The 21604-nt window shown below is 64.4% G+C and carries 20 protein-coding genes and 2 pseudogenes; 12 read left to right on the top strand and 10 right to left on the bottom strand.

From position 1 onward, the window contains the following. Window positions 1–109: 109 nt before the first annotated feature. Window positions 110–3574 carry a carbamoyl-phosphate synthase large subunit gene (gene carB, locus ACFLEY_RS37630; RefSeq protein WP_060910579.1) on the bottom strand — a complete coding sequence of 1155 codons (3465 nt, stop codon included), beginning with the start codon at window positions 3572–3574 and terminating at the stop codon, window positions 110–112. A gap of 142 nt (window positions 3575–3716) precedes the next feature. Beyond that, window positions 3717–4888 (bottom strand): annotated as a pseudogene (locus ACFLEY_RS37625) (MFS transporter). Window positions 4889–5001: 113 nt separating this feature from the next. Between ACFLEY_RS37625 and ACFLEY_RS37620 the strand changes: the two are divergent. Next, window positions 5002–5373, top strand: a complete 372-nt coding sequence (locus ACFLEY_RS37620) for a helix-turn-helix transcriptional regulator (protein ID WP_038965431.1) — start codon at window positions 5002–5004, stop codon at window positions 5371–5373. Between the two features lie 239 nt (window positions 5374–5612). On the opposite strand, the gene ACFLEY_RS37615 is transcribed toward ACFLEY_RS37620, so the two are convergent. Beyond that, complete coding sequence (locus tag ACFLEY_RS37615) at window positions 5613–6314, bottom strand: class I SAM-dependent methyltransferase (protein ID WP_028172841.1); 702 nt, start codon at window positions 6312–6314, stop codon at window positions 5613–5615. Between the two features lie 115 nt (window positions 6315–6429). On the opposite strand from ACFLEY_RS37615, the gene ACFLEY_RS37610 reads away from it, so the two are divergent. Beyond that, on the top strand, window positions 6430–6954 hold the full coding sequence (locus ACFLEY_RS37610) for a Dps family protein (protein WP_027547661.1): 525 nt from the start codon (window positions 6430–6432) through the stop codon (window positions 6952–6954). A 115-nt stretch (window positions 6955–7069) separates the two neighbouring features. Here ACFLEY_RS37610 and ACFLEY_RS37605 read toward each other — a convergent pair whose 3' ends face one another. After that, complete coding sequence (locus tag ACFLEY_RS37605; RefSeq protein ID WP_060910580.1) at window positions 7070–7591, bottom strand: hypothetical protein; 522 nt, start codon at window positions 7589–7591, stop codon at window positions 7070–7072. 145 nt (window positions 7592–7736) lie between these two features. Between ACFLEY_RS37605 and ACFLEY_RS37600 the strand changes: the two genes are divergently transcribed. Next, complete coding sequence (locus ACFLEY_RS37600; RefSeq protein ID WP_011090107.1) at window positions 7737–7952, top strand: hypothetical protein; 216 nt, start codon at window positions 7737–7739, stop codon at window positions 7950–7952. A gap of 42 nt (window positions 7953–7994) precedes the next feature. On the opposite strand, the gene carA is transcribed toward ACFLEY_RS37600, so the two are convergent. Next, entirely contained in the window at window positions 7995–9185 is a 1191-nt protein-coding gene (carA, locus tag ACFLEY_RS37595; RefSeq protein WP_060910581.1) for a glutamine-hydrolyzing carbamoyl-phosphate synthase small subunit, read from the bottom strand. A 146-nt stretch (window positions 9186–9331) separates the two neighbouring features. Here carA and ACFLEY_RS37590 point away from each other — a divergent pair, with 146 nt between their 5' ends. From ACFLEY_RS37590 to ACFLEY_RS37560, 7 genes are all read left to right on the top strand, one after another. Continuing rightward, window positions 9332–10060, top strand: a complete 729-nt coding sequence (locus ACFLEY_RS37590) for an alpha/beta fold hydrolase (RefSeq protein WP_060910582.1) — start codon at window positions 9332–9334, stop codon at window positions 10058–10060. 33 nt (window positions 10061–10093) lie between these two features. Then, on the top strand, window positions 10094–10549 hold the full coding sequence (locus tag ACFLEY_RS37585; protein ID WP_060910583.1) for a GatB/YqeY domain-containing protein: 456 nt from the start codon (window positions 10094–10096) through the stop codon (window positions 10547–10549). Window positions 10550–10703: 154 nt separating this feature from the next. Further along, complete coding sequence (locus ACFLEY_RS37580) at window positions 10704–11843, top strand: epoxide hydrolase family protein (RefSeq protein WP_060910584.1); 1140 nt, start codon at window positions 10704–10706, stop codon at window positions 11841–11843. Between the two features lie 264 nt (window positions 11844–12107). Continuing rightward, window positions 12108–13718, top strand: a complete 1611-nt coding sequence (locus ACFLEY_RS37575) for an acyl-CoA synthetase (protein WP_060912920.1) — start codon at window positions 12108–12110, stop codon at window positions 13716–13718. Between the two features lie 9 nt (window positions 13719–13727). After that, window positions 13728–14195: a MarR family transcriptional regulator gene (locus tag ACFLEY_RS37570; RefSeq protein WP_011090101.1), complete on the top strand. Its 468-nt coding sequence runs from the start codon at window positions 13728–13730 to the stop codon at window positions 14193–14195. A 142-nt stretch (window positions 14196–14337) separates the two neighbouring features. Beyond that, window positions 14338–14691: a nuclear transport factor 2 family protein gene (locus tag ACFLEY_RS37565; protein WP_249163172.1), complete on the top strand. Its 354-nt coding sequence runs from the start codon at window positions 14338–14340 to the stop codon at window positions 14689–14691. A gap of 2 nt (window positions 14692–14693) precedes the next feature. Next, window positions 14694–15137, top strand: coding sequence for a hypothetical protein (locus ACFLEY_RS37560; protein WP_028172851.1), 444 nt, complete (start codon window positions 14694–14696; stop codon window positions 15135–15137). A gap of 2 nt (window positions 15138–15139) precedes the next feature. Here ACFLEY_RS37560 and ACFLEY_RS37555 read toward each other — a convergent pair whose 3' ends face one another. Then, window positions 15140–17371 (bottom strand): ATP-binding protein, encoded by a 2232-nt coding sequence (locus ACFLEY_RS37555; RefSeq protein ID WP_060910586.1) that lies wholly within the window; start codon window positions 17369–17371, stop codon window positions 15140–15142. 295 nt (window positions 17372–17666) lie between these two features. Here ACFLEY_RS37555 and ACFLEY_RS37550 point away from each other — a divergent pair, with 295 nt between their 5' ends. Both ACFLEY_RS37550 and ACFLEY_RS37545 read left to right on the top strand, forming a co-directional pair. Further along, window positions 17667–18440, top strand: a complete 774-nt coding sequence (locus ACFLEY_RS37550; protein ID WP_028172853.1) for a DUF2189 domain-containing protein — start codon at window positions 17667–17669, stop codon at window positions 18438–18440. A 381-nt stretch (window positions 18441–18821) separates the two neighbouring features. Then, entirely contained in the window at window positions 18822–19001 is a 180-nt protein-coding gene (locus tag ACFLEY_RS37545; RefSeq protein WP_028172854.1) for a hypothetical protein, read from the top strand. Between the two features lie 18 nt (window positions 19002–19019). Here ACFLEY_RS37545 and ACFLEY_RS37540 read toward each other — a convergent pair whose 3' ends face one another. The 4 genes and pseudogenes from ACFLEY_RS37540 to ACFLEY_RS37525 form a co-directional block, all read right to left on the bottom strand. After that, on the bottom strand, window positions 19020–19532 hold the full coding sequence (locus ACFLEY_RS37540) for an SRPBCC family protein (RefSeq protein WP_060910587.1): 513 nt from the start codon (window positions 19530–19532) through the stop codon (window positions 19020–19022). Then, window positions 19529–19998: pseudogene (locus ACFLEY_RS37535) on the bottom strand (SRPBCC family protein). The gene ACFLEY_RS37540 and the pseudogene ACFLEY_RS37535 overlap by 4 nt, the downstream one beginning before the upstream one ends. Next, on the bottom strand, window positions 19991–20305 hold the full coding sequence (locus tag ACFLEY_RS37530) for a helix-turn-helix transcriptional regulator (RefSeq protein ID WP_011090094.1): 315 nt from the start codon (window positions 20303–20305) through the stop codon (window positions 19991–19993). The pseudogene ACFLEY_RS37535 and the gene ACFLEY_RS37530 overlap by 8 nt, the downstream one beginning before the upstream one ends. Before the next feature lie 177 nt (window positions 20306–20482). Further along, on the bottom strand, window positions 20483–21547 hold the full coding sequence (locus ACFLEY_RS37525) for an IS630-like element ISRj1 family transposase (protein ID WP_026192128.1): 1065 nt from the start codon (window positions 21545–21547) through the stop codon (window positions 20483–20485). Between the last annotated feature and the right edge of the window lie 57 nt (window positions 21548–21604).

Genomic DNA, 21604 nt, shown 5'->3' with positions numbered 1-21604 from the left:
CCGGAACAGAACAACCATATGGCCGGACAGTTCCTGCGGCCATTGTGGCTTGACTGCCAATCACTTAGCGGAAGGCTTAACCTTTCAAGGCCTAGCCTTCCGTTCGCGATCAGGTTTCCGAAAAGTAGCTCTGCAGGGTACGAACCTCAAGGTCCCCGCCAAGATAGGCGCGGATGCCCTGCGCGGCCGCCACGGCCCCGGAAAGAGTGGTGTAATACGGCACTTTATGCAAGAGGGCCGCGCGCCGCAGTGAACGGCTGTCGGCGAGCGCCTGCGGGCCTTCGGTGGTGTTGAAGACGAGCTGGACGTCGCCATTGGTGATGGCGTCGACGATATGCGGCCGCCCTTCGAGCACCTTGTTCACCTTCTCGGTCGGGATGCCCTGGTCGGTCAGGAAGCGCTGCGTGCCCGACGTCGCCAGCACCTTGAAGCCGAGCGAATGCAACTCGCGAACGGCCTCGGCGATGCGCGTCTTGTCGCTCTCGCGCACCGAGACGAACACCGTGCCCTTGCGCGGCACCCGCGTGCCGCCGCCGAGCTGGCTCTTGGCGAAGGCCACCGCAAACGAGCGGTCGATGCCCATGACCTCTCCGGTCGAGCGCATCTCGGGGCCGAGCACCGTGTCGACGCCGGGGAAGCGCGCGAACGGGAACACGGATTCCTTGACGCCGACATGCTTGAGTTGCGCCTTCTTCAGCCCGAAATCGGCGAGCTTCTCGCCGGCCATGATGCGTGCGGCGATCTTGGCGACCGGCGTGCCGACCACCTTGGCGACGAAGGGCACCGTGCGCGAGGCGCGCGGGTTGACTTCGAGCACGTAGATATCGCCGTCCTTGATGGCGTATTGCACGTTCATCAGGCCGACGACGTCGAGGCCGAGCGCGAGTTCGCGCGTCTGCCGCTCCAGCTCCTCGAACATCTTCGCATCGAGCGAGTGCGGCGGCAGCGAGCAGGCGCTGTCGCCGGAATGGATGCCGGCTTCCTCGATGTGCTCCATGATGCCGACGATGAAGGTATCCTTGCCGTCGCAGAGGCAGTCGACGTCGATTTCGGTCGCGTCCGACAGGTAGCGGTCGAACAGCAGCGGGTTCTTGCCGAGCACGGTGTTGATCTGCCCGGTCTTGTCGTTCGGATAGCGCGCCTTGACGTCGGCCGGCACCAGCTCCGGCAGCGTGCCGAGCAGATAGTCGTTGAGCTGGTTCTCCTCGCGGATGATCTGCATGGCGCGGCCGCCGAGCACGTAGGACGGGCGCACTACCAGGGGCAGGCCGAGATCGGCGGAGACCAGCCTCGCCTGCTCGACCGAATAGGCGATACCGTTCTTCGGCTGCTTCAGCCGCAGCTTGTCGAGCACGCGCTTGAAGCGGTCGCGGTCCTCGGCGAGGTCGATGGCGTCCGGCGAGGTGCCAAGGATCGGCACTTCGGCGGCCTCGAGCGCGCGCGCCAGCTTGAGCGGCGTCTGGCCGCCGAACTGCACGATCACGCCATGCAGCGTGCCGTTGGTGCGCTCCTTCGCGATGATCTCCAGCACGTCCTCGGCGGTCAGCGGCTCGAAATAGAGCCGGTCCGCGGTGTCGTAGTCGGTCGACACCGTCTCCGGGTTGCAGTTGACCATGATGGATTCGTAGCCGGCGTCGTGCAGCGCGAAGCAGGCGTGACAGCAGCAATAGTCGAACTCGATGCCCTGGCCGATGCGGTTGGGCCCGCCGCCGAGAATGATGACCTTCTTCTTGTCCGATGGCGTGCTCTCGTCCGCCGGAGCGCCAGCAAACGGCGCCTCATAGGTCGAGTACATGTAGGCGGTTGGGGAGGCGAATTCGGCCGCGCAGGTGTCGATGCGCTTGTAGACCGGGCGAACGTCGAGCGCGTGGCGCTTCGCCGTCACCTCGGCTTCCGTCGTGTCGGCGAGCACCGCGAGCCGCGCGTCGGAGAAGCCCATGGCCTTGAGCGTGCGCATGCCGAAGGCATTGCCCGGCAGGCCGTTCTTCCTGACCTTCTCCTCCATGTCGACGATGCCGCGCATCTCGCCGAGGAACCACGGATCGATCTTGCAGGAGTTGAAGATGTCCTCGTTCGACCAGCCGAGCCGCATCGCCTGGGCGACCTGGAGCAGGCGGTTGGGTGTCGGCGTGCCGAGCGCGGCACGGATCGCATTCTTGTCGTCGTGCTGGCCCAGCCCCTCGATCTCGATCTCGTCGAGGCCGGTCAATCCGGTCTCGAGCCCGCGCAATGCCTTCTGAAGACTTTCCTGGAAGGTGCGGCCGATCGCCATGACTTCGCCGACCGACTTCATCGACGTCGTGAGCGTCGTGGAGGCGCCGGGGAATTTCTCGAAGGCGAAGCGCGGCACTTTCGTGACCACGTAGTCGATGGTCGGCTCGAACGAGGCCGGCGTGGCGCCGCCGGTGATGTCGTTGGCGATCTCGTCCAGGGTGTAGCCGACCGCGAGCTTGGCGGCGACCTTTGCGATCGGAAAGCCGGTGGCCTTCGAAGCCAGCGCGGAGGAACGCGACACGCGCGGATTCATCTCGATGACGACCATGCGGCCGTCGTCGGGATTGACGCCGAACTGCACATTGGAGCCGCCGGTCTCCACCCCGATCTCGCGCAGCACCGCCAGCGAGGCGTCGCGCATGATCTGGTATTCCTTGTCGGTCAGCGTCAGTGCCGGCGCCACCGTGATGGAGTCGCCGGTGTGCACGCCCATCGGATCGAGGTTCTCGATCGAGCAGACGATGATGCAATTGTCCTTCTTGTCGCGCACCACCTCCATCTCGAACTCTTTCCAGCCGAGCACGGATTCCTCAATCAGGACTTCGTTGGTGGGAGACGCGTCCAGGCCGCGCTCGATGATGTCGAGGAACTCTTCCTTGTTGTAGGCAATGCCGCCGCCGGTGCCGCCCATGGTGAAGGAGGGGCGGATGATCGCGGGCAGGCCGATCTCGGACAGCGCCATCATGGCCTGGCCGAATGCGTATTCCTGGTAGCGCTTGCGGCGGTCGCTTTCGCCCAGCGTCCACTGCCGCTCGAGCTCTTCGAGCGCGGCGCCGGAGAGCTTTTCGCGTTCGGCGAGATATTTGTCGCGGAACGACTTCTTCAATGCCGACGCATTGGCAAGCCGGGACTTCGGCGTCTCGAGCCCGATCTTGGTCATGGCCTCGCGGAAGAGCTGGCGATCCTCCGCCTTGTCGATCGCGTCGGCGGTGGCGCCGATCATCTCGACGTCGAACTTTTCCAGCGTGCCCTGCCGGCGCAGCGACAGCGCGCAGTTCAGCGCAGTCTGGCCGCCCATGGTCGGCAAGAGCGCGAAGCCGCCGGGAATGACGTGACGTTCCTTCTCGATGATCTTGGCGACGATCTCGGGCGTGATCGGCTCGATATAGGTCGCATCGGCCAATTCCGGGTCGGTCATGATCGTGGCCGGGTTGGAATTGACGAGGACGATGCGATAGCCCTCTTCCTTCAGCGTCTTCACCGCCTGCGTGCCCGAATAGTCGAACTCGCAGGCCTGTCCGATCACGATGGGACCGGCGCCGATGATCAGAATGGTGGTGATGTCTGTACGTTTGGGCATCAACTCTCGCCGAAGTCGGATTTGGGCACAAAAAAAGGGCGCGCGGCTGCGCGTCCCTTTGGCCGAGAGCGCGGTGGTCTCCCTCGCGCGCGGGTGGGTCTTAGACCAGTTTTCGGAGCGGCGAAACCCCGAAAAACACCCATCAACCGGCAATTTTGACCGGTTTTGGCCGTGCCTGCCAGCCACGGGCGAGGTGCACCAGAAGCGAGGCCGCAACGCTCGTTCCGCCGATCCAGCCGAGGTCATTTGGCGACAGCGTGGCCAGCACCGCGCCTCCCAAGGCGCCGCCGATGGCGAAGCCCAGATACATCGACGAGGCGTTGAGCGAGAGCGCGATCATCGAGGCCTGCGGCTCGATCCGGATGATGCTGGCGATCTGCGCCGGATAGAACGCCCAGCCCGAGATGCCCCAGAGGAAGATCGTGCCCAGCACGGCATAATGCGCCTGTCCGGGCATCAATTTGTGAGGACCAGCGAATGCAGGATCAGCGCGGTCGCCATGCCGGCGAGCCCGAGCGCTGCGGTGGCGAGTGTGCCGAGCCGGTCGGCCAGGACGCCGCCGAGCATGTTCCCGATCGCGGCGGCGCCGCCGAACACCAGCAGCGCAAGGCTGATCTGCGAGGCATCGAAGCCGAGGCCGCGCAGCGGCACCGCGAAATAGGTGAACACGGTGAAGCCGCCGAGCCCCCATAGAATCGTGATCAGAAGCGCGACCAGGACATTGCCGTGACGCGCCACCGCCAGCCGCTCGCCGAGCGAGGCGGTGTTGCGCGGCAGGCCGCGGGGCAGGCCCAGCAGGAGGCCGGCGAGCGCAACGGCACCGATCAGGGCGACCATGGCAAAGGTCGCGCGCCAGCCGAGCAGGCTCCCGACGAGATTGCCGAGCGGAACGCCGATCACGGTCGCAACCGTCAGTCCCGAGGTGACCAGCGCCACCGCGCGGCCGCGCCTTTCAGGGGCGGCGACGGCTACCGAGACCGCGAGCGCCGTCGGCATGCAAAGCCCGGAGCCCAGGGCCATCAGCATCCGGGAAGCCAGAAGCAGGGCGTAGCTGGAAGCCACCATCGCGGCGAGATTCCCGGCGATGAAGGTGGTCAGCGCCAGAGCCAGCACGGTGCGGCGGTCGATATTGTTCAGCGCCACCGCCAGGATCGGCGAGCCCACGGCATAGGTGAGGGCATAGGCGGTCACCAATTGGCCGGCGGCCGAGACCGAAATCGACAGGTCGGCGGCGATCGCCGGCAAAAGCCCTGCGATAACAAAGCCTTCGGTGCCGATCGCGAAGGCCGCCAGGGCCAGCCAGAATACGCTCATTGGAAAGATCCCTATGTTCAATGTTTATTGAACTATCGAACGCGACGGTTTCAGTGTCAATTGGTTCAAGAACTATTGAGCTACATTGCGGCCGCATCGCTATGATTCGGACCATGAGCCGCACGCCCCTCCATCCCACCCGCGAGCAGATCGAGCTGCCAATGGTCCTGGATTGCCTGAGCGATCCGATCCGGTTGGCGATCGTCTACCAGCTCGCCCAGCAGGAACGTGTCAGCAGTGAGCTCTGCTGCGGTGACTTCAATGGTCTCGCCGGCAAATCCAACCTCGCCTATCACTTCGCCAAGTTGCGCGAATGCGGCCTGATGCAGACGCGCGTGGCGGGCACCAACCGCTTCATGCGGCTGCGCCGTGAGGATCTGGAGGTACGCTTCCCCGGCCTGCTCGATGCCGTGCTCAGCTCCGCAGCCAAGGATGCGGACCGGCTTCAGCTTCTGTCGGAGTGTGAAGTCGCCAAGGCAGATTGAGCCGCGGATACAGTCCGTCTACGCTTTCGCTTCGCTCAAGTTGCGCCGGACACGCTTCCGCTGCCGGTCTAGCATGGCTGCGCCACGCGTAGCCCGTCAGGGCGAAGCGTGGAGACCCGGCCTGGATTTGAACCAGGATAAAGAGCGATGCACCGCTCTCGCGTAGACACTTCCGCCACCGGGCCGGATGGATCATGTCCGAGCGAGGTGCGACAAGCCACCTCAGCCAATTGTTATGCTTAACGAACCATTGGCGGCCGCGCGATGAAGGTCATGCGCCAGCGATTGTGGCCGATATTGGTGTGGGCGCGCTGGACCGCGAACCCGGCCGCCTTCAACCTGGCCGTGATCTCGTCCTCGCTGTAGCGCTGCAGCCCGATGCGCGAGCGCAGCTGACGGTAATCGGACAGCGCGGTGCTGATCAGCCCGATCAGCGCGTCCTTCAGGAAGCCGTGACGCAAGCCGAAGCCGAGCAGCGCCATCACGTCCCTGAACATGCCGACATTGGGCTGGAGGATGTCGCCGAGCACCAGCTTGCCGGACGGGGTCAACAATCGCCGGATGTTGAGCAGCGCGGCATCGAGCTCCTCCGGCGTCATGTACTGCGCGACCGAGTTCATCACCACGAGGTCGATGGACTGGTCCTGCATCTTGCGGACGTCGTCGAGCGAGCGGACGCGGATCTTGGTGTTCGGGGCAAACCGCGCGATCAGCCGCCCGCGCACGCCCGGCGCCGGCTCGGCAAGGATCAGCTTGCCGCAGGCGGCTGCTACCTGGCTCGCCGACAGCGCCTCGCCGCAGGCGTAGTCCAGCACCGTCGCCTCGGGCGAGGAGATGTAGCCGATGATGTCCCGCGCGATGATCTGGAAGTGCAAATCGCGATGCAGCTTGCTGACATAGATCGTATGCGTGGAGTCGTAATAATCGATCCAATCGTCCATGGTGTCCGAACGTCCCGGCCAAACAGCTCCTGCACAGGAACCGGCGCTGCCCACCTTGCGTTAGGGGGGGCGACGGCGCGCCGTCAATGTCCGCGTCCTAACAGGAAGGTTTCCCGTGAGCAAAGCCCCCAACAAGGTCTCGCCCGACCTCGACACCCCCACCGATCTGTCGCCCCAGGCGGTCAACAAGGTTTCGGAGGCGCTCAACGTGCTTCTGGCCGACGCGTTCGCACTGTATCTCAAGACCAAGAATTTCCACTGGCACATCAGCGGCCGGCATTTCCGCGACTACCATCTGCTGCTCGACGAGCACTCGGACCAGATCTTCGCCACCACCGACCAGCTCGCCGAGCGCGTCCGCAAGATCGGCGGCGCGACGCTGAAGTCGATCGGCCAGGTCGCAAAGCTCCAGACCATCAAGGACAACAACGAGGATTACGTCCCGCCGCGCGAGATGCTGCGCGAGCTGATGCAGGACAACAAGCATGTCGCGGGCGCGATGCGGAAGGCCCACGAAGTCTGCGATGACGCCGGCGATGTCGCCAGCGCCAGCATCCTCGAGGTCTTCATCGACGAGACCGAGCGCCGCACCTGGTTCCTGTTCGAAGCCACCCGCCAGGAAGGCGCGAACGAGGCTTAGTCATGGTGCCGTAGGGTGGGCAAAGGCGCGCGCCGTGCCCATCATCTGTCCGCACAGTTCAAATGGATTGGTGTGCACGCTTCGCATTGCCCACCCTACGGCACCGCGCTTGTAGCTATCGCCACAACCGCGTCAGCGCCCCATCCTTGCCTGTCACCGGATCGGCCGGCGGCAACGCGACCTTTGGAATCGTCTTCAGCGCCTTGGCATGGTTCTCCGGCGTCGCGCGCGTGATCTCCATCTTGCTGCCCGGCGGATAGGCGCCGATCACGCAGAAATCACCGCTTGCCTTGATGCACTGATGTCCGGTGCCGGCTGGCAGGATCGCGACATCGCCGGCCTTGATTTGAAGCTCCTGGCCATGGTCGCCGCCGAAGCGAACGCGTGCGCTCCCACGCGCAACGCCGAGCACCTCATGCACCGTCGCGTGGTAGTGCAGATAGTCGTAGACGCCGTTGCGCCACGTGCCGCCCCAGCCGTTCTCCTCAAACAGGTTTTCGATCGTCTGCTCCGGATGCTCCGGGTCGAGCTTCACCGCCCCCTGGTAGACCAGGAAGGGGAGGATGTTGTTCGGCACGAGCCCGTCATCCTCAAACACGATGGCAAGCGGCTCGGCATTGTCGCGGACGACGGACATGGGAGGCTCCAGTGGCAACAGACCAGGAATCAAGACGGCGCAGGCGTCCTTGTTCCTGACACAAGTCCACATGCCGGCTTGACGGAGATCAAGGCGCGGGCGGCCATTCAGGGGCACGCAAATCAACGCGAAGGAGGGGGACGCCATGTACGCATCCGACGTTGCGCAGCGCCATTTTTCGGCGGCCGTCGACGAGGCGGAGACGGCCGGTCTCGGGCACGAAGCCGTCTGCCGCGCCTTGCTCAGCCTGGTGATCTCAAAATATCTCGAGACGAGGTCCGTCGCCGACATTCAGGCGGAGCTGCGCTTCATCGCCGAGAACTGCGATCCCGACACGGACTTCATGTTCATGCGCCCCTGACGGCGGGCCCCGGCGGATTCATCCGCCGGGTGATCTTGCCGCTTACGCGCTCTTCTTCTGCCGCATCAGATCGGCAAACCGCTGGAACAGGTAGTGCGAGTCGCGCGGGCCCGGCGAAGCCTCGGGGTGGTACTGCACCGAGAACACCGGCTTGCCATCGAGCCGGATGCCGCAATTGGAGCCGTCGAACAGCGAGATGTGGGTCTGCGTCGCGCCCTCCGGCAGCGTCTTCTCGTCCACGGCGAAGCCGTGGTTCATCGAGGTGATCTCGACCTTGCCGGTGGTCTCGTCCTTCACGGGATGATTGGCGCCGTGGTGGCCCTGATGCATCTTCTTGGTCTTGGCGCCGACGGCGAGGCCGAGCATCTGGTGGCCAAGACAAATCCCGAAGGTCGGCGTGCCCGACTTGATGACGTCCCGGATGACAGGCACGGCATATTTGCCGGTCGCGGCCGGATCGCCCGGGCCGTTCGACAGGAACACGCCGTCCGGCTTCATCGCCAGGATATCTTCGGCTGACGTCGTTGCCGGCACCACCGTCACCTTGCAGCCGACGCCGGCGAGCAGGCGCAAAATGTTGCGCTTGATGCCGTAGTCGATGGCGACGACGTTGAACTCGGTCTTGTCCTGCTGGCCAAAGCCCTTGTCCCAGAGCCACGGCGTCTCGTCCCAGGTGAAGCGCTGGCCGGAGGTGACCATCGGCACGAGGTCCATGCCCTCGAGTCCCGGCCATTCGCGGGCTTCTTCCTTCAGACCATGCAGGTCGAACTCGCCGTTCCTGGCATGCGCGATCACGGCATTGGGCATGCCCTTGCTGCGGATCAGCGCGGTCAGCGCGCGGGTGTCGATGCCGGAGAGGCCGATGATGCCGCGCGCCTTCAGCCAGGCGTCGAGATGCTTGGTGGCGCGGTAGTTCGAGGGATCGGTGATGGCGGTGCGCAGGATCACGCCGCGCGCGCCCGGCGTCGCGGCCATGTTCACCGTCTCGATGTCTTCCTCGTTGGTACCGACATTGCCGATATGCGGGAAGGTGAAGGTGATGAGCTGGCCGGCATAGGAGGGATCGGTGAGGATCTCCTCGTAGCCGGTCATCGCGGTGTTGAAGCAGACTTCACCGACGGCGTGGCCTTCGGCGCCGAGACCGAAGCCTTCGAGCACCGTGCCATCGGCGAGCACGAGGAGCGCGGTCGGTTTATGGTCCGGCCAAGCGGGATCGTTGTCATGTTGTGTCATGAGCGCGTTTCATAGTCTGCCCGCGCGCCTCCGTCAAAGCGGGAGAGGCCCGATTCACATGCGTTTTTGCATATTTGACAGCCCGTCCCGGGTACTTAAGCTTGGCCGCACAATTTCCAGCAAATCTAGGGGCTTTCGAGGCAATAATGGACCAGACCACCCCGCTTCTGCTGGTTCCGGGGTTGGCCTCCTCGGCCCGGATCTATGCCCCGGTGATCCCGGCGCTGTGGCGGTTCGGCCCGGTGATGGTCGCCAACCATATCCGCGATGACAGCATGGCGGCGATCGCCCGCCGCGTGCTGGGCGAGGCCCCGCGCCGCTTTGCGCTCGCCGGCCATTCCATGGGTGGCTACATCGCGCTGGAGATCATGCGCCAGGCGCCCGAGCGGGTTTTGAGGCTCGCGCTGATCAACACCCAGGCCCGGCCCGATACGGCGGAGGCGACCCAGCGCCGCCGCGGCCTGATGGAGCGCGCGAAGCGCGGGGAGTTGCGTGCCGCGCGCGAGGAGATGTTTCCGGAACTGGTGCATCCCTCGCGCCGCGACGATGCCGACATTCGCCGGCTTGTGCATGAGCAGGGCGACGACGTCGGCGTCGACGGCTATCTGCGGCAGCAGACCGCGATCATTGCGCGGGTCGACTCGCGGCCGACGCTGGCCACGATCAAATGCCCGACGCTGGTGCTGACCGGCGATCAGGACAACACGATTCCCAATGCGTTTTCGAAGGAGATGGCGGACGGCATTGCCGGCGCGAAGCTCGTCGTTCTGGCGAATTGCGGGCATCTGCCGCAGCCGGAACAGCCCGCGGCGACGGTGCAGGCGCTGACCGAATGGCTGCAAAGCCAGGTTGTCTCGGGAGCGCGAAGGGCCTAGATCAGGCGTCGGATATTCGAAGGGATCACGACCATGCTGCGCGACGACATCAACAATGCGGTCAAGGAGGCCATGAAGGCCAAGGACGAGCGCAAGCTGTCCACGCTGCGCATGGTCAATTCGACCTTCAAGAACGCCGACATCGAGGCACGCGGCAGCGGCAAGCCACCGCTGTCGGACGCCGACCTGCTCGCCGTGCTGCAGAAGATGATCAAGCAGCGCCAGGAATCGGTCGAGCTCTACGACAAGGGCGGCCGCGCCGAGCTTGCCCAGCAGGAGCGCGAGGAGATCGCGGTGATCTCGGCCTACCTGCCGAAGCAGATGTCCGAAGACGAGGTCAAGAAGGCGATCTCGGACGCGATCGCTGAAACCGGTGCCGCCGGCATGAAGGACATGGGCAAGGTGATCGCGATCCTGCGGGCGAAGTACGCCGGACAAATGGATTTCGGCAAGGCGAGCGGTTTGGTGAAGGCGGCGCTGTCGGGCTGAGTTGTCATTCCGGGGCGACGCGTCAGCGTCGAGCTATGATGCGCAATTGCGCATCAGAGAATCCATCGGGCCGCCAGTTCTGTTGCGCAATGGATTCCGGGCTCGCGCCAAGGGGTGCGCCCCGGAATGACAAAAGAACAAGGGGAGGCAACCGATGACCGGCGCCATCAAGCCGTTCCGCATCGCCATCAGCGACGACATCCTCGCCGATCTCAAATCGCGCCTCGCCCGCACGCGCTGGCCGGAGGCTGAACTCGTCGACGACTGGAGCCAGGGCGCGCCGCTGCAATGGATCCGGGAGATCTGCACCTATTGGGCTGATGGCTACGACTGGCGCGCCCGCGAAGCCAGGCTCAACCGCATCGATCAATACACGACCGAGATCGACGGGCTCGATATCCACTTCCTGCATGCGCGTTCGAAGGAGCCCTCCGCGCTGCCGCTGATCATCACCCATGGCTGGCCCGGCTCGATCGTGGAATTCCAGAAGGTGATCGCGCCGCTGGTCGATCCCGCCGCGCATGGCGGCAATCCCGCGGATGCGTTCCACGTCGTCTGTCCCTCGCTGCCGGGCTTTGGCTTCTCCGCCAAGCCGCAGACCACCGGCTGGGGCGTCGACCGCATCGCCGCGACCTGGGCGAAGCTGATGGACCGGCTCGGCTACCCGCGTTACGGCGCGCAAGGCGGCGACTGGGGCTCGGCGGTGACGACCTCGCTCGGCGCGCAGGACGCCGAGCATTGCGCCGGCATCCACATCACGCTCGCCTTCAACGCGGCGCCGAAGGTCGAGGGCGAGCCGACGGTGGAGGAGAAGCGCGCGCTCGCCGGCCTCAAGCATTATGTCGATCTCGACTCCGGTTATTCCAAGCAGCAGTCGACGCGGCCGCAGACGCTCGGCTACGGCTTGACGGATTCGCCGAGCGGGCAGGCGGCCTGGATTCTGGAAAAGTTCTGGGCCTGGACCGATTGCGGCGGCCATCCCGAGAACATCTTCTCCAGGGACGAGCTGCTCGACAACGTCATGCTCTATTGGGCTACCGAGACGGCGACCTCGTCCGCACGGCTCTATTGGGAAAGCTTTGGCAAGTGCCGCACAACGCCCAGGGTCGGCGTGCCGACCGGTGTCGCCGTCTTCCCGAAGGAGATCATCACGCCGGTACGGCGCTGGATGGAGCCCAACTTTTCCAACATCACGCATTGGAGCGAGATGGAGAAGGGTGGCCATTTCGCCGCCTTCGAGCAGCCGGAGCTGTTCGTGGGCGATGTCAGGAAGTTCTTCGCGACGGTGCGATAATTCTATCGCGGTCATTCCGGCGCGCGCAAAGCGCGAACCATGGTGCGCGCTTGCGTACCTGAGAATCTCGAGATTCCGGGGTCGGTCCTGCGGACCGCCCCCGAATGACGTCGAATGCAGATGTTATGCCCGGGCTTGTCCCGGGCACCCACGAGCTTAGACTAGGCTCAAGAAGCAAGGGCGTGGATGGCCGGGACTTTGATCGCGAAGACGCGCTTCGCGCTTTCGCCCGGCCATGACGCCAAGACCGTGGAAACGCGAGCCATGCTCACCGAAGCCAAGACCTACGACGAGCTCTATCGCAACTTCCGCTGGGATATCCCGGCGCGCTTCAACATGGCGGAGGCGTGCTGCGACCGCCATGCCGACGGTACCGGCCGTCTCGCGCTGATCTATGTCGATGAGAACGGCGTCACCACGCGCACCTCCTTCGACGAGGTCGCGGAGATGTCGCGCCGCTTCGCCAACGTGCTGAAGGCGGATGGCCTTGCGCGCGGTGACCGCGTCGCGGTGTTCCTGTCGCAGTCGCTGGAGCTGCCTATCGCGCATATGGCAGCGTTCCGCTCCGGGCTGATCTCGATCCCTCTGTTCGCGCTGTTCGGCGAGGACGCGCTGGAATTTCGCCTGTCGAATTCGCAAGCAAGAGCCATCATCACTGATGAGGCGGGCTGGGAGAAGCTCACGAGGGTCCGCGATCGGCTGCCCTATTTGCAGGACATCTACATCACGAGCGGCGCCGTCCACGCCGGCGCAAAACCGTTCTGGCCGGCGATCGAAACCGCGTCCGAGGATTTTGCGACCGTCGACACCTCGGCCGACGATCCTGCGCTGATCATCTACACCTCGGGCACAACGGGCAATCCGAAGGGTGCGCTGCATGCGCATCGCGTCGTGCTCGGCCATCTGCCGAACGTCGAGATGTGCCACAACTTCCTGCCGCGCCCCGGCGATCTGATGTGGACGCCGGCGGACTGGGCCTGGATCGGCGGCCTCGTCAACGGCCTGCTCGCGTTCTGGTATCACGGCATTCCCCTGGTCGGTCACCGCGCCCGAAAATTCGAGCCGCAGGCGGCGATGCAGATGATGGCCGATCTTTCCGTCCGCAACGTCTTCCTGCCGCCGACGGCGCTGAAGCTGATGCGGCAGGCCGGCGTGAAGCATCCCGGCGTCAAGCTGTGCAGCATTTTCACCGGCGGCGAATCGCTCGGCGGCGAACTCTTGGGCTGGGTGCGCGAGACCTTCGGCATCGACGCGCACGAAGTATTCGGCCAGACCGAGTGCAATCTCGTGATCGGCAGCAACTCCAACCTGTTTCCGATCCGGCCCGGCGCGATGGGCAAGGCGACGCCGGGCTTCGACGTCCGCATCGTCAACGACAAGGGCGAGGAGCTGCCGCGCGGGCAGCGCGGCATCATCGGCGTGCGCCAGCCGTGCCCCGTCACCATGCTCGAATACTGGCGCAATCCGGAGGCGACGCGTAAGAAATATGCCGGCGACTTCCTGCTCACCGGCGATCTCGGCGTGCAGGACGAGGACGGCTATTTCTGGTATGTCAGCCGCGAGGACGACGTCATCACCACCGCCGGCTATCGCGTCGGCCCATCCGAGATCGAGCACACGCTGATGAAGCATCCGTCGGTGGCGATGGCCGCGGTGGTCGGTATTCCCGATCCGATCCGCACGGAGTCGATCAAGGCCTGGATCGTGCTGCGTCCGGGCTTTATCGGCAGCGACGCGCTCGCGCGCGAGATCCAGGAGTTCGTGAAGGTGCAGCTCGCCGCGCACGAATATCCGCGCTTCGTGGAGTTCGCCGAGACGCTGCCGATGACGGCGACCGGCAAGGTGCTGCGGCGCGAACTGCGGGCGAAGGGTTAGCTTCTTACAATGCCAAAGACGTCTCAAGCCGCGGGGCTTCACCGCGCCTCACTTGCGAAGCTGCACGATCTCGATGCTGCGCTGGAGCTCATGTATTACGGCTGGCGCGGGATGACGCTGGAGGCCGACGAGTATCTTGCAAAGCAGGGCCTGTCGCGCCCGCACCATCGTATCCTCTACGTGGTGGCCCGCCGGCCCGACATCGCGATCGGCGCGCTGATCGAGATCCTCGGCATTTCCAAGCAGGCGTTGAACCGGCCGCTCAACCTGCTGCTGGAGCGCAAGCTCCTGACGTCGAAGCGCTCGCCCGAGCAGCATCGCTCCAAGCTGCTGCGCCTGACGGACGCCGGGAAACGTATCGAGCAAAGGGCATCGGACCACGAGCGCAAGGCCCTGCGCGCGGCGTTCGATCGCGTCGGGGCGTCCGGCGCGGCGTCATGGATGGCCGTCATGGGGGCGATCGCCGACAACCACTGACGAATTCTCAAGTCAACATAGTTGACATGAGGCGTGGACTTTGCCACTTTCCCGGCAACGAGCCAGGGGAGGGCCGCGTCATGAGCGGACGGAAGCCGGGAGCGCTCAAGAGATGAGCGCTCAAGACACGAGTGCACAGATAATGAATCGCGCAGCCGCCGAACGCTTCGTCGCGGCATGGTGCGCGAACTGGTGCAAGGTCGATATCGACGCGGTCGTCGCGCACTTTGCCGACAATGCGCAGATGCGCAGCCCGCTGGCGCTGACACTGACCGGCTCTCCTGTCGTCGCTGGCGCCGAAAATATCCGCGCCTACTGGCGGAAGGCCTATGGCCACATCGAAAGCACCGACCTGAAGATCCTGACCTGGAGCTGGGATGACACGATCTCGCGGCTGACGGTGTGGTGGCAGCTCGGCGACACGCGCGCCAGCGAGTTCATGGATTTCGACGCTGCCGGCCGCGTGGTGCGCAGCGAAGCCTTTTACGGAAAATAGACATGCGCCTTTCGGATTTCGTTCTGCTTCTCAACGCGCTCTGGTTCGGCGGCGCATTCATCCAGTTCAGCATTGCACAGCGCAACACGTTGAAGATCTTGCTGCCGCGGGAAGAGCGGAGCAATCCAATCGCGCCGACCCTCGCGGCCAGCGTGGCGTTCCTGGGCGGGATGAATTTGCCGATCGGGCTTTTGTCGTTCTTTCTTCTGGTCGCGCGCCCGCCGTTCTTCCAGCCCGTCGAGGCGCAGCTTGTGCTGTTCCTGTTCTTCGCCGCCTGCCACTTCAGCCAGTTCGCCTATAACCTGCCGATCCTGATGCGTGGCGGACGTGTCGGCGTGGCTTACTGGCCGGTGCTCAAAGGCCCGATGCTCAGGATATTTGTCATCGACGCGGCCCTGTTCGCGGCCAATCTTGGCGTGGCGCTTCTGCTCACGTGGTCGTCCTGACGTCATCGCGGCGGCGCCGACAGGGCGGACCGCAACATCGCGGCGAGGTCGTGCCGCCGGAACGGTTTTGTCAGAATGCGGGCGTCGCCGAGCCCGTCGGGCGTCTTGACGGGATTTTGGGTGTAGCCGGAGGTGAAGAGCACCTTGAGCTCGGGCCGCAAGCCGGTGGCCTGCCTGGCAAGCTCCGGCCCGAACATGCCGCCGGGCATCACGACGTCGGTGAACAGCAGGTGGATGTCCCCCGGCTGGCGCAACAGGTCGAGCGCCGCGGGGCCGTTCGGCGCCGCGATGACGCGGTAGCCGAGCGTCTTCAGCTCGTTCACGACATAGGCTCGAACCATGTCGTCGTCCTCGACCACGAGAATGGTCTCGCTTCCATCGGGTGCGACGGTCCGATCCCGGGGTGATGGGTCCTCAGTCGGCTGCGTTGCGAGGCGGGGAAAGAACAGCCTGACGACACTGCCGTGTCCCGGTTCGGACTGCATCTGCACCAGGCCGCCGGATTGTCGCACAAACCCGTAGACCATGCTGAGGCCAAGCCCGGTCCCCTTGCCGACCTCCTTGGTGGTGAAGAACGGCTCGAACGCGCGGCTCGCCACCTCGGCGGTCATGCCGCTGCCCGTGTCCGTCACCGCGACCATGACGTAGTCGCCGGGCCGCGGCTCGCCGTTGACGTCGACGTCAGTTTCTCCGAGCGAAACGTTGCGCACCTCGACCGTCAGCTTGCCGCCGTCAGGCAAGGCGTCGCGCGCGTTGAGCACGAGGTTGAGCAGCGCAGTTGTCAGCTGGCCGGGATCGACGCTGGTCAACCACACATTCGCCCCGAGCGCGAAAGCGCACTCGATGTGCCCGCCCAGGGTCCGACGCAGCAACGGCTCCATGTCGCGAATCCTGCCGGCGATGTCGATCTCCCTCGGCCTCAAGGGCTGCTTGCGTGCGAAGGCGAGCAGGCTCCGCGTCAGGTCTGAGCCGCGCTCCGCGGCGGTCGCGATATCGCCGGCGATCCGGTGCAATTCCTTGTTTCCCGCCAGGCTGTCGGCAAGATGCTCCGCATTGCCGAGAATGACGGTCAGCAGATTGTTGAAATCGTGCGCCACGCCGCCGGTGAGCTGGCCCATGGCCTCCATCTTCTGGGACTGGCTGAGTTTCTGGTTGAGCTCCGCGATGGCGGCGCGTTGCTGCTGGAGCGACTCGGCGGTGTCGTTGAGCAGGCTCATCAGTCCGCCGAGTTCGCCGCGCGGATGGGGCGGCAGAATTCGCGCGCCGAGGTCACCGCGCCCGAGCCTCTTGGCCATCGCGGCGAGCCGCCCGACCTGGCGGCCGACGCTCACCGTCGCGAGGATCCAGACCGCCGCCAGCAGCAGCAGCGAGGCCACCGCCAGGATCGCCATGTCCTCGTAGAGTCGTCGGTTCGCTGCCGCGACCAGCCCGTCCTTGGACCGTCCGACCAGGATGTAGAGACCGGCATCCCCGGTCGACGGCGAGCGGGCGGCGACACTCCAGACATGGGTGCGGCCCTCGCGATCGGTCACTTCCTGAAACGCCTTCCGGTCGGGCGTTGCCGCGAAGCGGAACAGTTCGGATCCCGCGATCGACCCGCCGACGGGCTCGGTCCAGCCTCCGCCGGAGGGAGCGACCAGAACCGTGCCCTTGGCATCGACGAGCAGGATATCCTTCTCGGCGAGCAGCCGCTTGTGGTGAAACTCCGCGAATTTGCGCAGGTTGAACGAAGCCAGCAGGATCAGCTTCAGCGCGCCGGCTTCCGATCGCACAGGATATGCGATCTGGAGCACTGACAGTCCGGTCAGCCGGCCGAAGACCGGCTCGAGCACGACACCACGCGAGACTAGGGCCTGCTTGAAATAGGCGCGATCCCTCAGGTCGAGCGTGCGGCTGGTCCGCAGCGAGTCGCAGAACAGGCTGCCGTCGGGATCGATGGTCAATATCCCGGTGAACTGCGGGTATTCCTCGCGCACTTCCGATAGAAACGCCGAGCACGCCGCCTTGTCGCGCGTGTCGAGGTCGCGGGCACGGGCGAGACCATAGTGAAGCTGCGCGGTGCCCTGGATCTTCTCGTCCAGATCGCTTGCAATCTCGTCGGCCGCCGCCGCCAGATTGGTCAGGGCGGCGTTGATGTCGCTGCTTCGATTCTGCATGAAACGCAGCCCGACGAGGCTCGCCGGCACCAGCATGGCCGCGATGACGAGTATCAGTAGCCGGGTACGCAAGCTCATCGGTCGGGTAGTCCGCTCTGGTCATCGCGTGTGCTGGTTCGAAGGTGCAATTTGCGGCACCACCGTCCGTTCCGTCCATAGGCATCGTGCCCAAAAGCCCTCGAGGGGGGAAAGATTCTGAGGTTGCGCGCAGCACGGGTGAGCCCCCGACAGGGGGCGTCGACGCAGCGCCGCCGGGCTCCCAGGATACCGTCATCCGGAACCAAACTGCGCGTGCGCGCGGCGCCCGACGGCGCTAATATCACGGACGAACCGCGTGCGACGAAGATCGCACCGGCAAATGAGGAGGAAGCTGATGTCCATCTCGGGCAAGGTCGATCCGGTGGTGCGTCCCGTTATGGCGACCGACATTGCCGAGGCGCTGGTCGAGGGTCTCCGCGATTTCCAGGCGCTGCCGCTCTACGGGCTTTGCTTCGGCGCACTCTATGCCGCCGGCGGCATCGCCATCATGCTCTGCCTCACCGCTTTCGGCATGGTCTACCTGGTCTATCCCCTGGCCGCCGGTTTCGCGCTGATCGGCCCGTTCGTCGCGATCGGTCTCTACGAGGTCAGCCGCCGCCGCGAGCGCGGCGAGCCCGTCTCCTTCGGCGCGATCTGGTCGGCGATACGCTCGCGCAGCGAGATCGGCTGGATGGCGTTCGTCACGCTGTTCATGTTCGTGATCTGGATGTACCAGGTGAGGCTCCTGATCGCGCTGCTGCTCGGCCTGCACGCCTCGTTCTCGAGCCTTCAGGAGTTCATGACGGTGGTGCTGACGACCAATGAGGGTCTGCTGTTCCTCGCCATCGGCAACGCGGTCGGCGCCGTGTTGTCGCTGATCCTGTTCTCGCTCACCGTGGTGTCGTTTCCGTTGCTGCTCGACCGCGAGGTCGATTTCGTCACGGCCATGGTGACGAGCGTGCGTGCGGTCGTGACCAGCCCGCTGCCGATGATCGGTTGGGCGGCCGTGATCGTGATGCTGCTGATCGTCTCCGCGCTGCCTTACTTCCTCGGGCTGATCGTGACGCTGCCGGTGCTCGGCCATGCGACATGGCATCTCTATCGGCGTCTGGTGGCGCCGGTGCCGTGAGAGGCAAGCCCCGACGCACGACCAAGCAGTCGAAAACGAGGCTTCGGCGGCCTTATTCGATCGAGAACGGCATTTGGCGCGTCAAAGGCGCGGTGCGGGCGAGAAAACGATAGCTAATTGCAGTGATTGCGCGCACGGTGCGCCAATGTCGGAAAGTCCGGTCGTCCTTTCGCACACGCGACGCCGTGACCATGCGCGCGCGACGTGAAACGGCTCATTCCTCGCACCGGCGGAGCTGGCTCATCACGCCATCGTAACGGCGATGGTTGCGCATATTGCCCGTTCCCGCGGGTGAGTCGGACGCGGCGGGCGCGTGCCGGATATGCCTGAAAGATTCCACCGCGGTTCGATACGAGATCGAACGCCAACCGAAAGCACCTGATGCAAACTCTCTCCCCAAGACACGTCAAGACAGACGAAGCACTCCGGCTCGGCGTGGAGTCGGGCTGGTACGCGATCAAGGTCAGTGGGACCTTTGTCTCGGGCCCGCACGATTCGGAAGGGGATTGCCGTCGCAAGATCGACGAGATTCAACCGCCGCCGGCGAAGAAGAAGCGATGAGGGCGCAGATTCCGGCCGCTACGGCGTCTTGATCCCCATCGCCTTCAGGGCATCCAGCATCCGCTGCGGCGGGCCCATCTTCACCACCAGCGGCTTGCCGGTCTCGAGCATGCTCTTGAGGCTGGAGAGGATCGCCGGCCAGCCCTGCCGTCCGCCGGAGAGGATGTCGTCGCTGAGCGGCCGGTCATGGCCTTCGCTCATGGTGAGACGGACCGCGTCGCCGACCTCTTCGATCTCGTAGGTGACGAGGGTCGGGCCGAGCTTCTCGATCAGATCCGGCCAGTTGACGTTGAAGGTGACCGAGAGCTTTCGCGGCGGATCGTAAGAGAGGACCTCGCCGCTGATGTGCAGGGCGCCGTCGGGCGTGCGCACGACGAACGCGCCGCCGAGCCGCGGCTCGACCTCCACGGCATTGCCGAAGAAATACTGCCGGCTGAACTCGGCCGAGGTCAGCGCCTCCCACACCTTCTCCGGTGTGGAGGCGATGTAGATGGTATAGACGGTGAGTGGCTTGAATTGATCGAGGTTCATTTTGCGTCGAATCCCTTGTTGAGGGCTGCGCGGGGAATGGCGAGCACCTTGCCTCGCTCCAACAGGCTCTTGAGGCCTGACAGGATCGCCGGCCAGCCATTGGAGACGGCGCCGAGATATTTGCCGCCCTCGACGAAGCCGTCATGCAGCACGGTCAAACGCACGAGCGAGCCGAACGGTTCGATGGTGAAGACGACGCGCGAGATCGGCTCGCCGCGGAGCTCTTCGTATTTCTGGTGCTGAAGCTGTAGGACAGGCGCCGCGGCGGATCGGCCTCGAGGATCTCGCCGGAATCGGTGATTTCGCCGTCCAGCAGAAGCGCGAAGGGCGAGCCGACCTCCCAGTCGGAACGGATCTCGGCGCCGAACCAGTATTGCCTGGTGAACTCGCTCGACGTCAGCGCCTCCCACAGCTTTTCCGGCGAGGTCTCGATATAGCTCACATAGACGAATTGCGGCTTACTCATCGCGCTTCTCCAACTGGCGTTTCAACTCGCCGAGCGCGGCGAGCTTGCCGCGTTCGAACTTCCTGATCCAGCGTTCGCCGATCTGATGGATCGGCACCGGATTGAGGTAATGCAGCTTCTCGCGGCCATGCCTGATGGCCGTGACCAGGTTGGCCTCTTCCAGAATCACCAGATGCTTGGTCACGGCCTGCCGCGTCATCGCGAGGCCTTCGCAGAGTTCGTTCAGCGTCTGGCCGTTCCTGGCGTGAAGCCTGTCGAGCAGCGATCGTCGTGACGCGTCGGCGAGCGCTTTGAAGACCTCATCCATGGCGGTGATAATAGGCAACCAAATGGTTGCATGTCAAGCGGCACGTCATTCCGGGGCGACGCATTAGCGTCGAACCCGGAATCTCGAGATTCCGGGTTCGCACTTCGTGCGCCCCGGAATGACTGGCCGCGAAATCGTGTTCTGGGCGCCTGCAGTCGGCTGTGCTAGTACCCGGAATCAGAGCTGAGTGATACGGCGGCCTTTGAAACGGCGTTGACGGACCTTTTTCTTGGTCCAGACGAAGGGCTCGGCTCTGTCGTTGTATGCGTTGACGTAGGCATCGATGTGTTCCTGAAGCTGCTTGAGGCTCGTGAAGGAGGTGCCGCTGAGCGACTGCCCCTGCAAGATGGAAAACCATACTTCGACCTGATTGAGCCATGACGCACTTGTCGGCGTGAAATGAAATTGCACGTTGGGGTGGGCCTTGAGCCAGTCCTCGTTCTTTTTATGGGTGTTGAGGTTGTCGAGGATGACGTGAAGCTTGCGGTTCGGAAAAGCCGCGGTGACGCTGTTCATGAAATCGAGAAACTCGACGCGGCGCCGGCGTTTTGAATGGGTCGCGATGATCTTTCCGGTGGCGACTTCGAGCGCCGCAAACAATGTTGTGGTGCCATGCCGCTTGTAATCGTGGCTTTGGCCGGTCAAGGCGCGGCCATTGGGCAACTTCAGATAACCCTGCGCTCGCTCCAAAGCCTGGATCGAGGGCTTCTCGTCCACGCACAGCACAATGGCCTTCGCCGGCGGCGCGACATAGAGGCCGACAACATCGGCGGCTTTGGCCGTAAAGTTCGGGTCGTTGCTCTCGCACCAGGACTTGCGAGCCACCAGGTCAATCTTGTGGCTGCGCAGGAACCGCCAGACATATTGGACATCGACATCGCCCAGCGCCTCGGCCAGCAGGGGGCCGGTCCAGCGCGCAAACCCTTGCGGTGGCGGCTTATCCAGCAGCTTCAGAATCCGCTTGTCGGTCGTCTTCGTATAGATCGGCTGCTTGCCAGGCCGCGGCTTGTCTTGCAGCCCTTCAAGGCCATGGTCGGCATAGCGATGCCGCCAAAGGCTGACAATCCGCGGCTGGACCCCAACTTCCTTGGCGATCGACCGGGTGCTGCGCCCATCCGCCGCCAACAGAACTATCCGCGCCCGCTTCAAATCGCGCTGCAACGTCACCGGTGAGCGACAGCACGCCTCAAGCACCTTGCGATCTTTCCTCGAAAGGTGGACTTCTCTTGCTTCGGGTATCATCCCGACCTTGAATCACGACTCACGTTCCAAGAAAAGTGGGTACTAGCCTTTCAGCTC

Source organism: Bradyrhizobium sp. YCK136 (assembly GCF_044570075.1).
In the GTDB taxonomy this organism is placed as follows: domain Bacteria; phylum Pseudomonadota; class Alphaproteobacteria; order Rhizobiales; family Xanthobacteraceae; genus Bradyrhizobium; species Bradyrhizobium diazoefficiens.
This window is presented reverse-complemented; position numbering and strand designations above follow the sequence as displayed.

Coding starts and splice junctions, on each gene's coding strand:
- ACFLEY_RS37530 (WP_011090094.1), bottom strand. CDS start 20,305: ATGGATGAGGTCTTCAAAGCGCTCGCCGACGCGTCACGACGATCGCTG.
- ACFLEY_RS37575 (WP_060912920.1), top strand. CDS start 12,108: ATGCTCACCGAAGCCAAGACCTACGACGAGCTCTATCGCAACTTCCGC.
- ACFLEY_RS37560 (WP_028172851.1), top strand. CDS start 14,694: ATGCGCCTTTCGGATTTCGTTCTGCTTCTCAACGCGCTCTGGTTCGGC.
- ACFLEY_RS37590 (WP_060910582.1), top strand. CDS start 9,332: ATGGACCAGACCACCCCGCTTCTGCTGGTTCCGGGGTTGGCCTCCTCG.
- ACFLEY_RS37615 (WP_028172841.1), bottom strand. CDS start 6,314: ATGGACGATTGGATCGATTATTACGACTCCACGCATACGATCTATGTC.
- ACFLEY_RS37620 (WP_038965431.1), top strand. CDS start 5,002: ATGAGCCGCACGCCCCTCCATCCCACCCGCGAGCAGATCGAGCTGCCA.
- ACFLEY_RS37605 (WP_060910580.1), bottom strand. CDS start 7,591: ATGTCCGTCGTCCGCGACAATGCCGAGCCGCTTGCCATCGTGTTTGAG.
- ACFLEY_RS37545 (WP_028172854.1), top strand. CDS start 18,822: ATGCAAACTCTCTCCCCAAGACACGTCAAGACAGACGAAGCACTCCGG.
- ACFLEY_RS37540 (WP_060910587.1), bottom strand. CDS start 19,532: ATGAACCTCGATCAATTCAAGCCACTCACCGTCTATACCATCTACATC.
- carA (WP_060910581.1), bottom strand. CDS start 9,185: ATGACACAACATGACAACGATCCCGCTTGGCCGGACCATAAACCGACC.
- ACFLEY_RS37550 (WP_028172853.1), top strand. CDS start 17,667: ATGTCCATCTCGGGCAAGGTCGATCCGGTGGTGCGTCCCGTTATGGCG.
- ACFLEY_RS37585 (WP_060910583.1), top strand. CDS start 10,094: ATGCTGCGCGACGACATCAACAATGCGGTCAAGGAGGCCATGAAGGCC.
- ACFLEY_RS37555 (WP_060910586.1), bottom strand. CDS start 17,371: ATGAGCTTGCGTACCCGGCTACTGATACTCGTCATCGCGGCCATGCTG.
- carB (WP_060910579.1), bottom strand. CDS start 3,574: ATGCCCAAACGTACAGACATCACCACCATTCTGATCATCGGCGCCGGT.
- ACFLEY_RS37525 (WP_026192128.1), bottom strand. CDS start 21,547: ATGATACCCGAAGCAAGAGAAGTCCACCTTTCGAGGAAAGATCGCAAG.
- ACFLEY_RS37600 (WP_011090107.1), top strand. CDS start 7,737: ATGTACGCATCCGACGTTGCGCAGCGCCATTTTTCGGCGGCCGTCGAC.
- ACFLEY_RS37580 (WP_060910584.1), top strand. CDS start 10,704: ATGACCGGCGCCATCAAGCCGTTCCGCATCGCCATCAGCGACGACATC.
- ACFLEY_RS37565 (WP_249163172.1), top strand. CDS start 14,338: ATGAATCGCGCAGCCGCCGAACGCTTCGTCGCGGCATGGTGCGCGAAC.
- ACFLEY_RS37570 (WP_011090101.1), top strand. CDS start 13,728: ATGCCAAAGACGTCTCAAGCCGCGGGGCTTCACCGCGCCTCACTTGCG.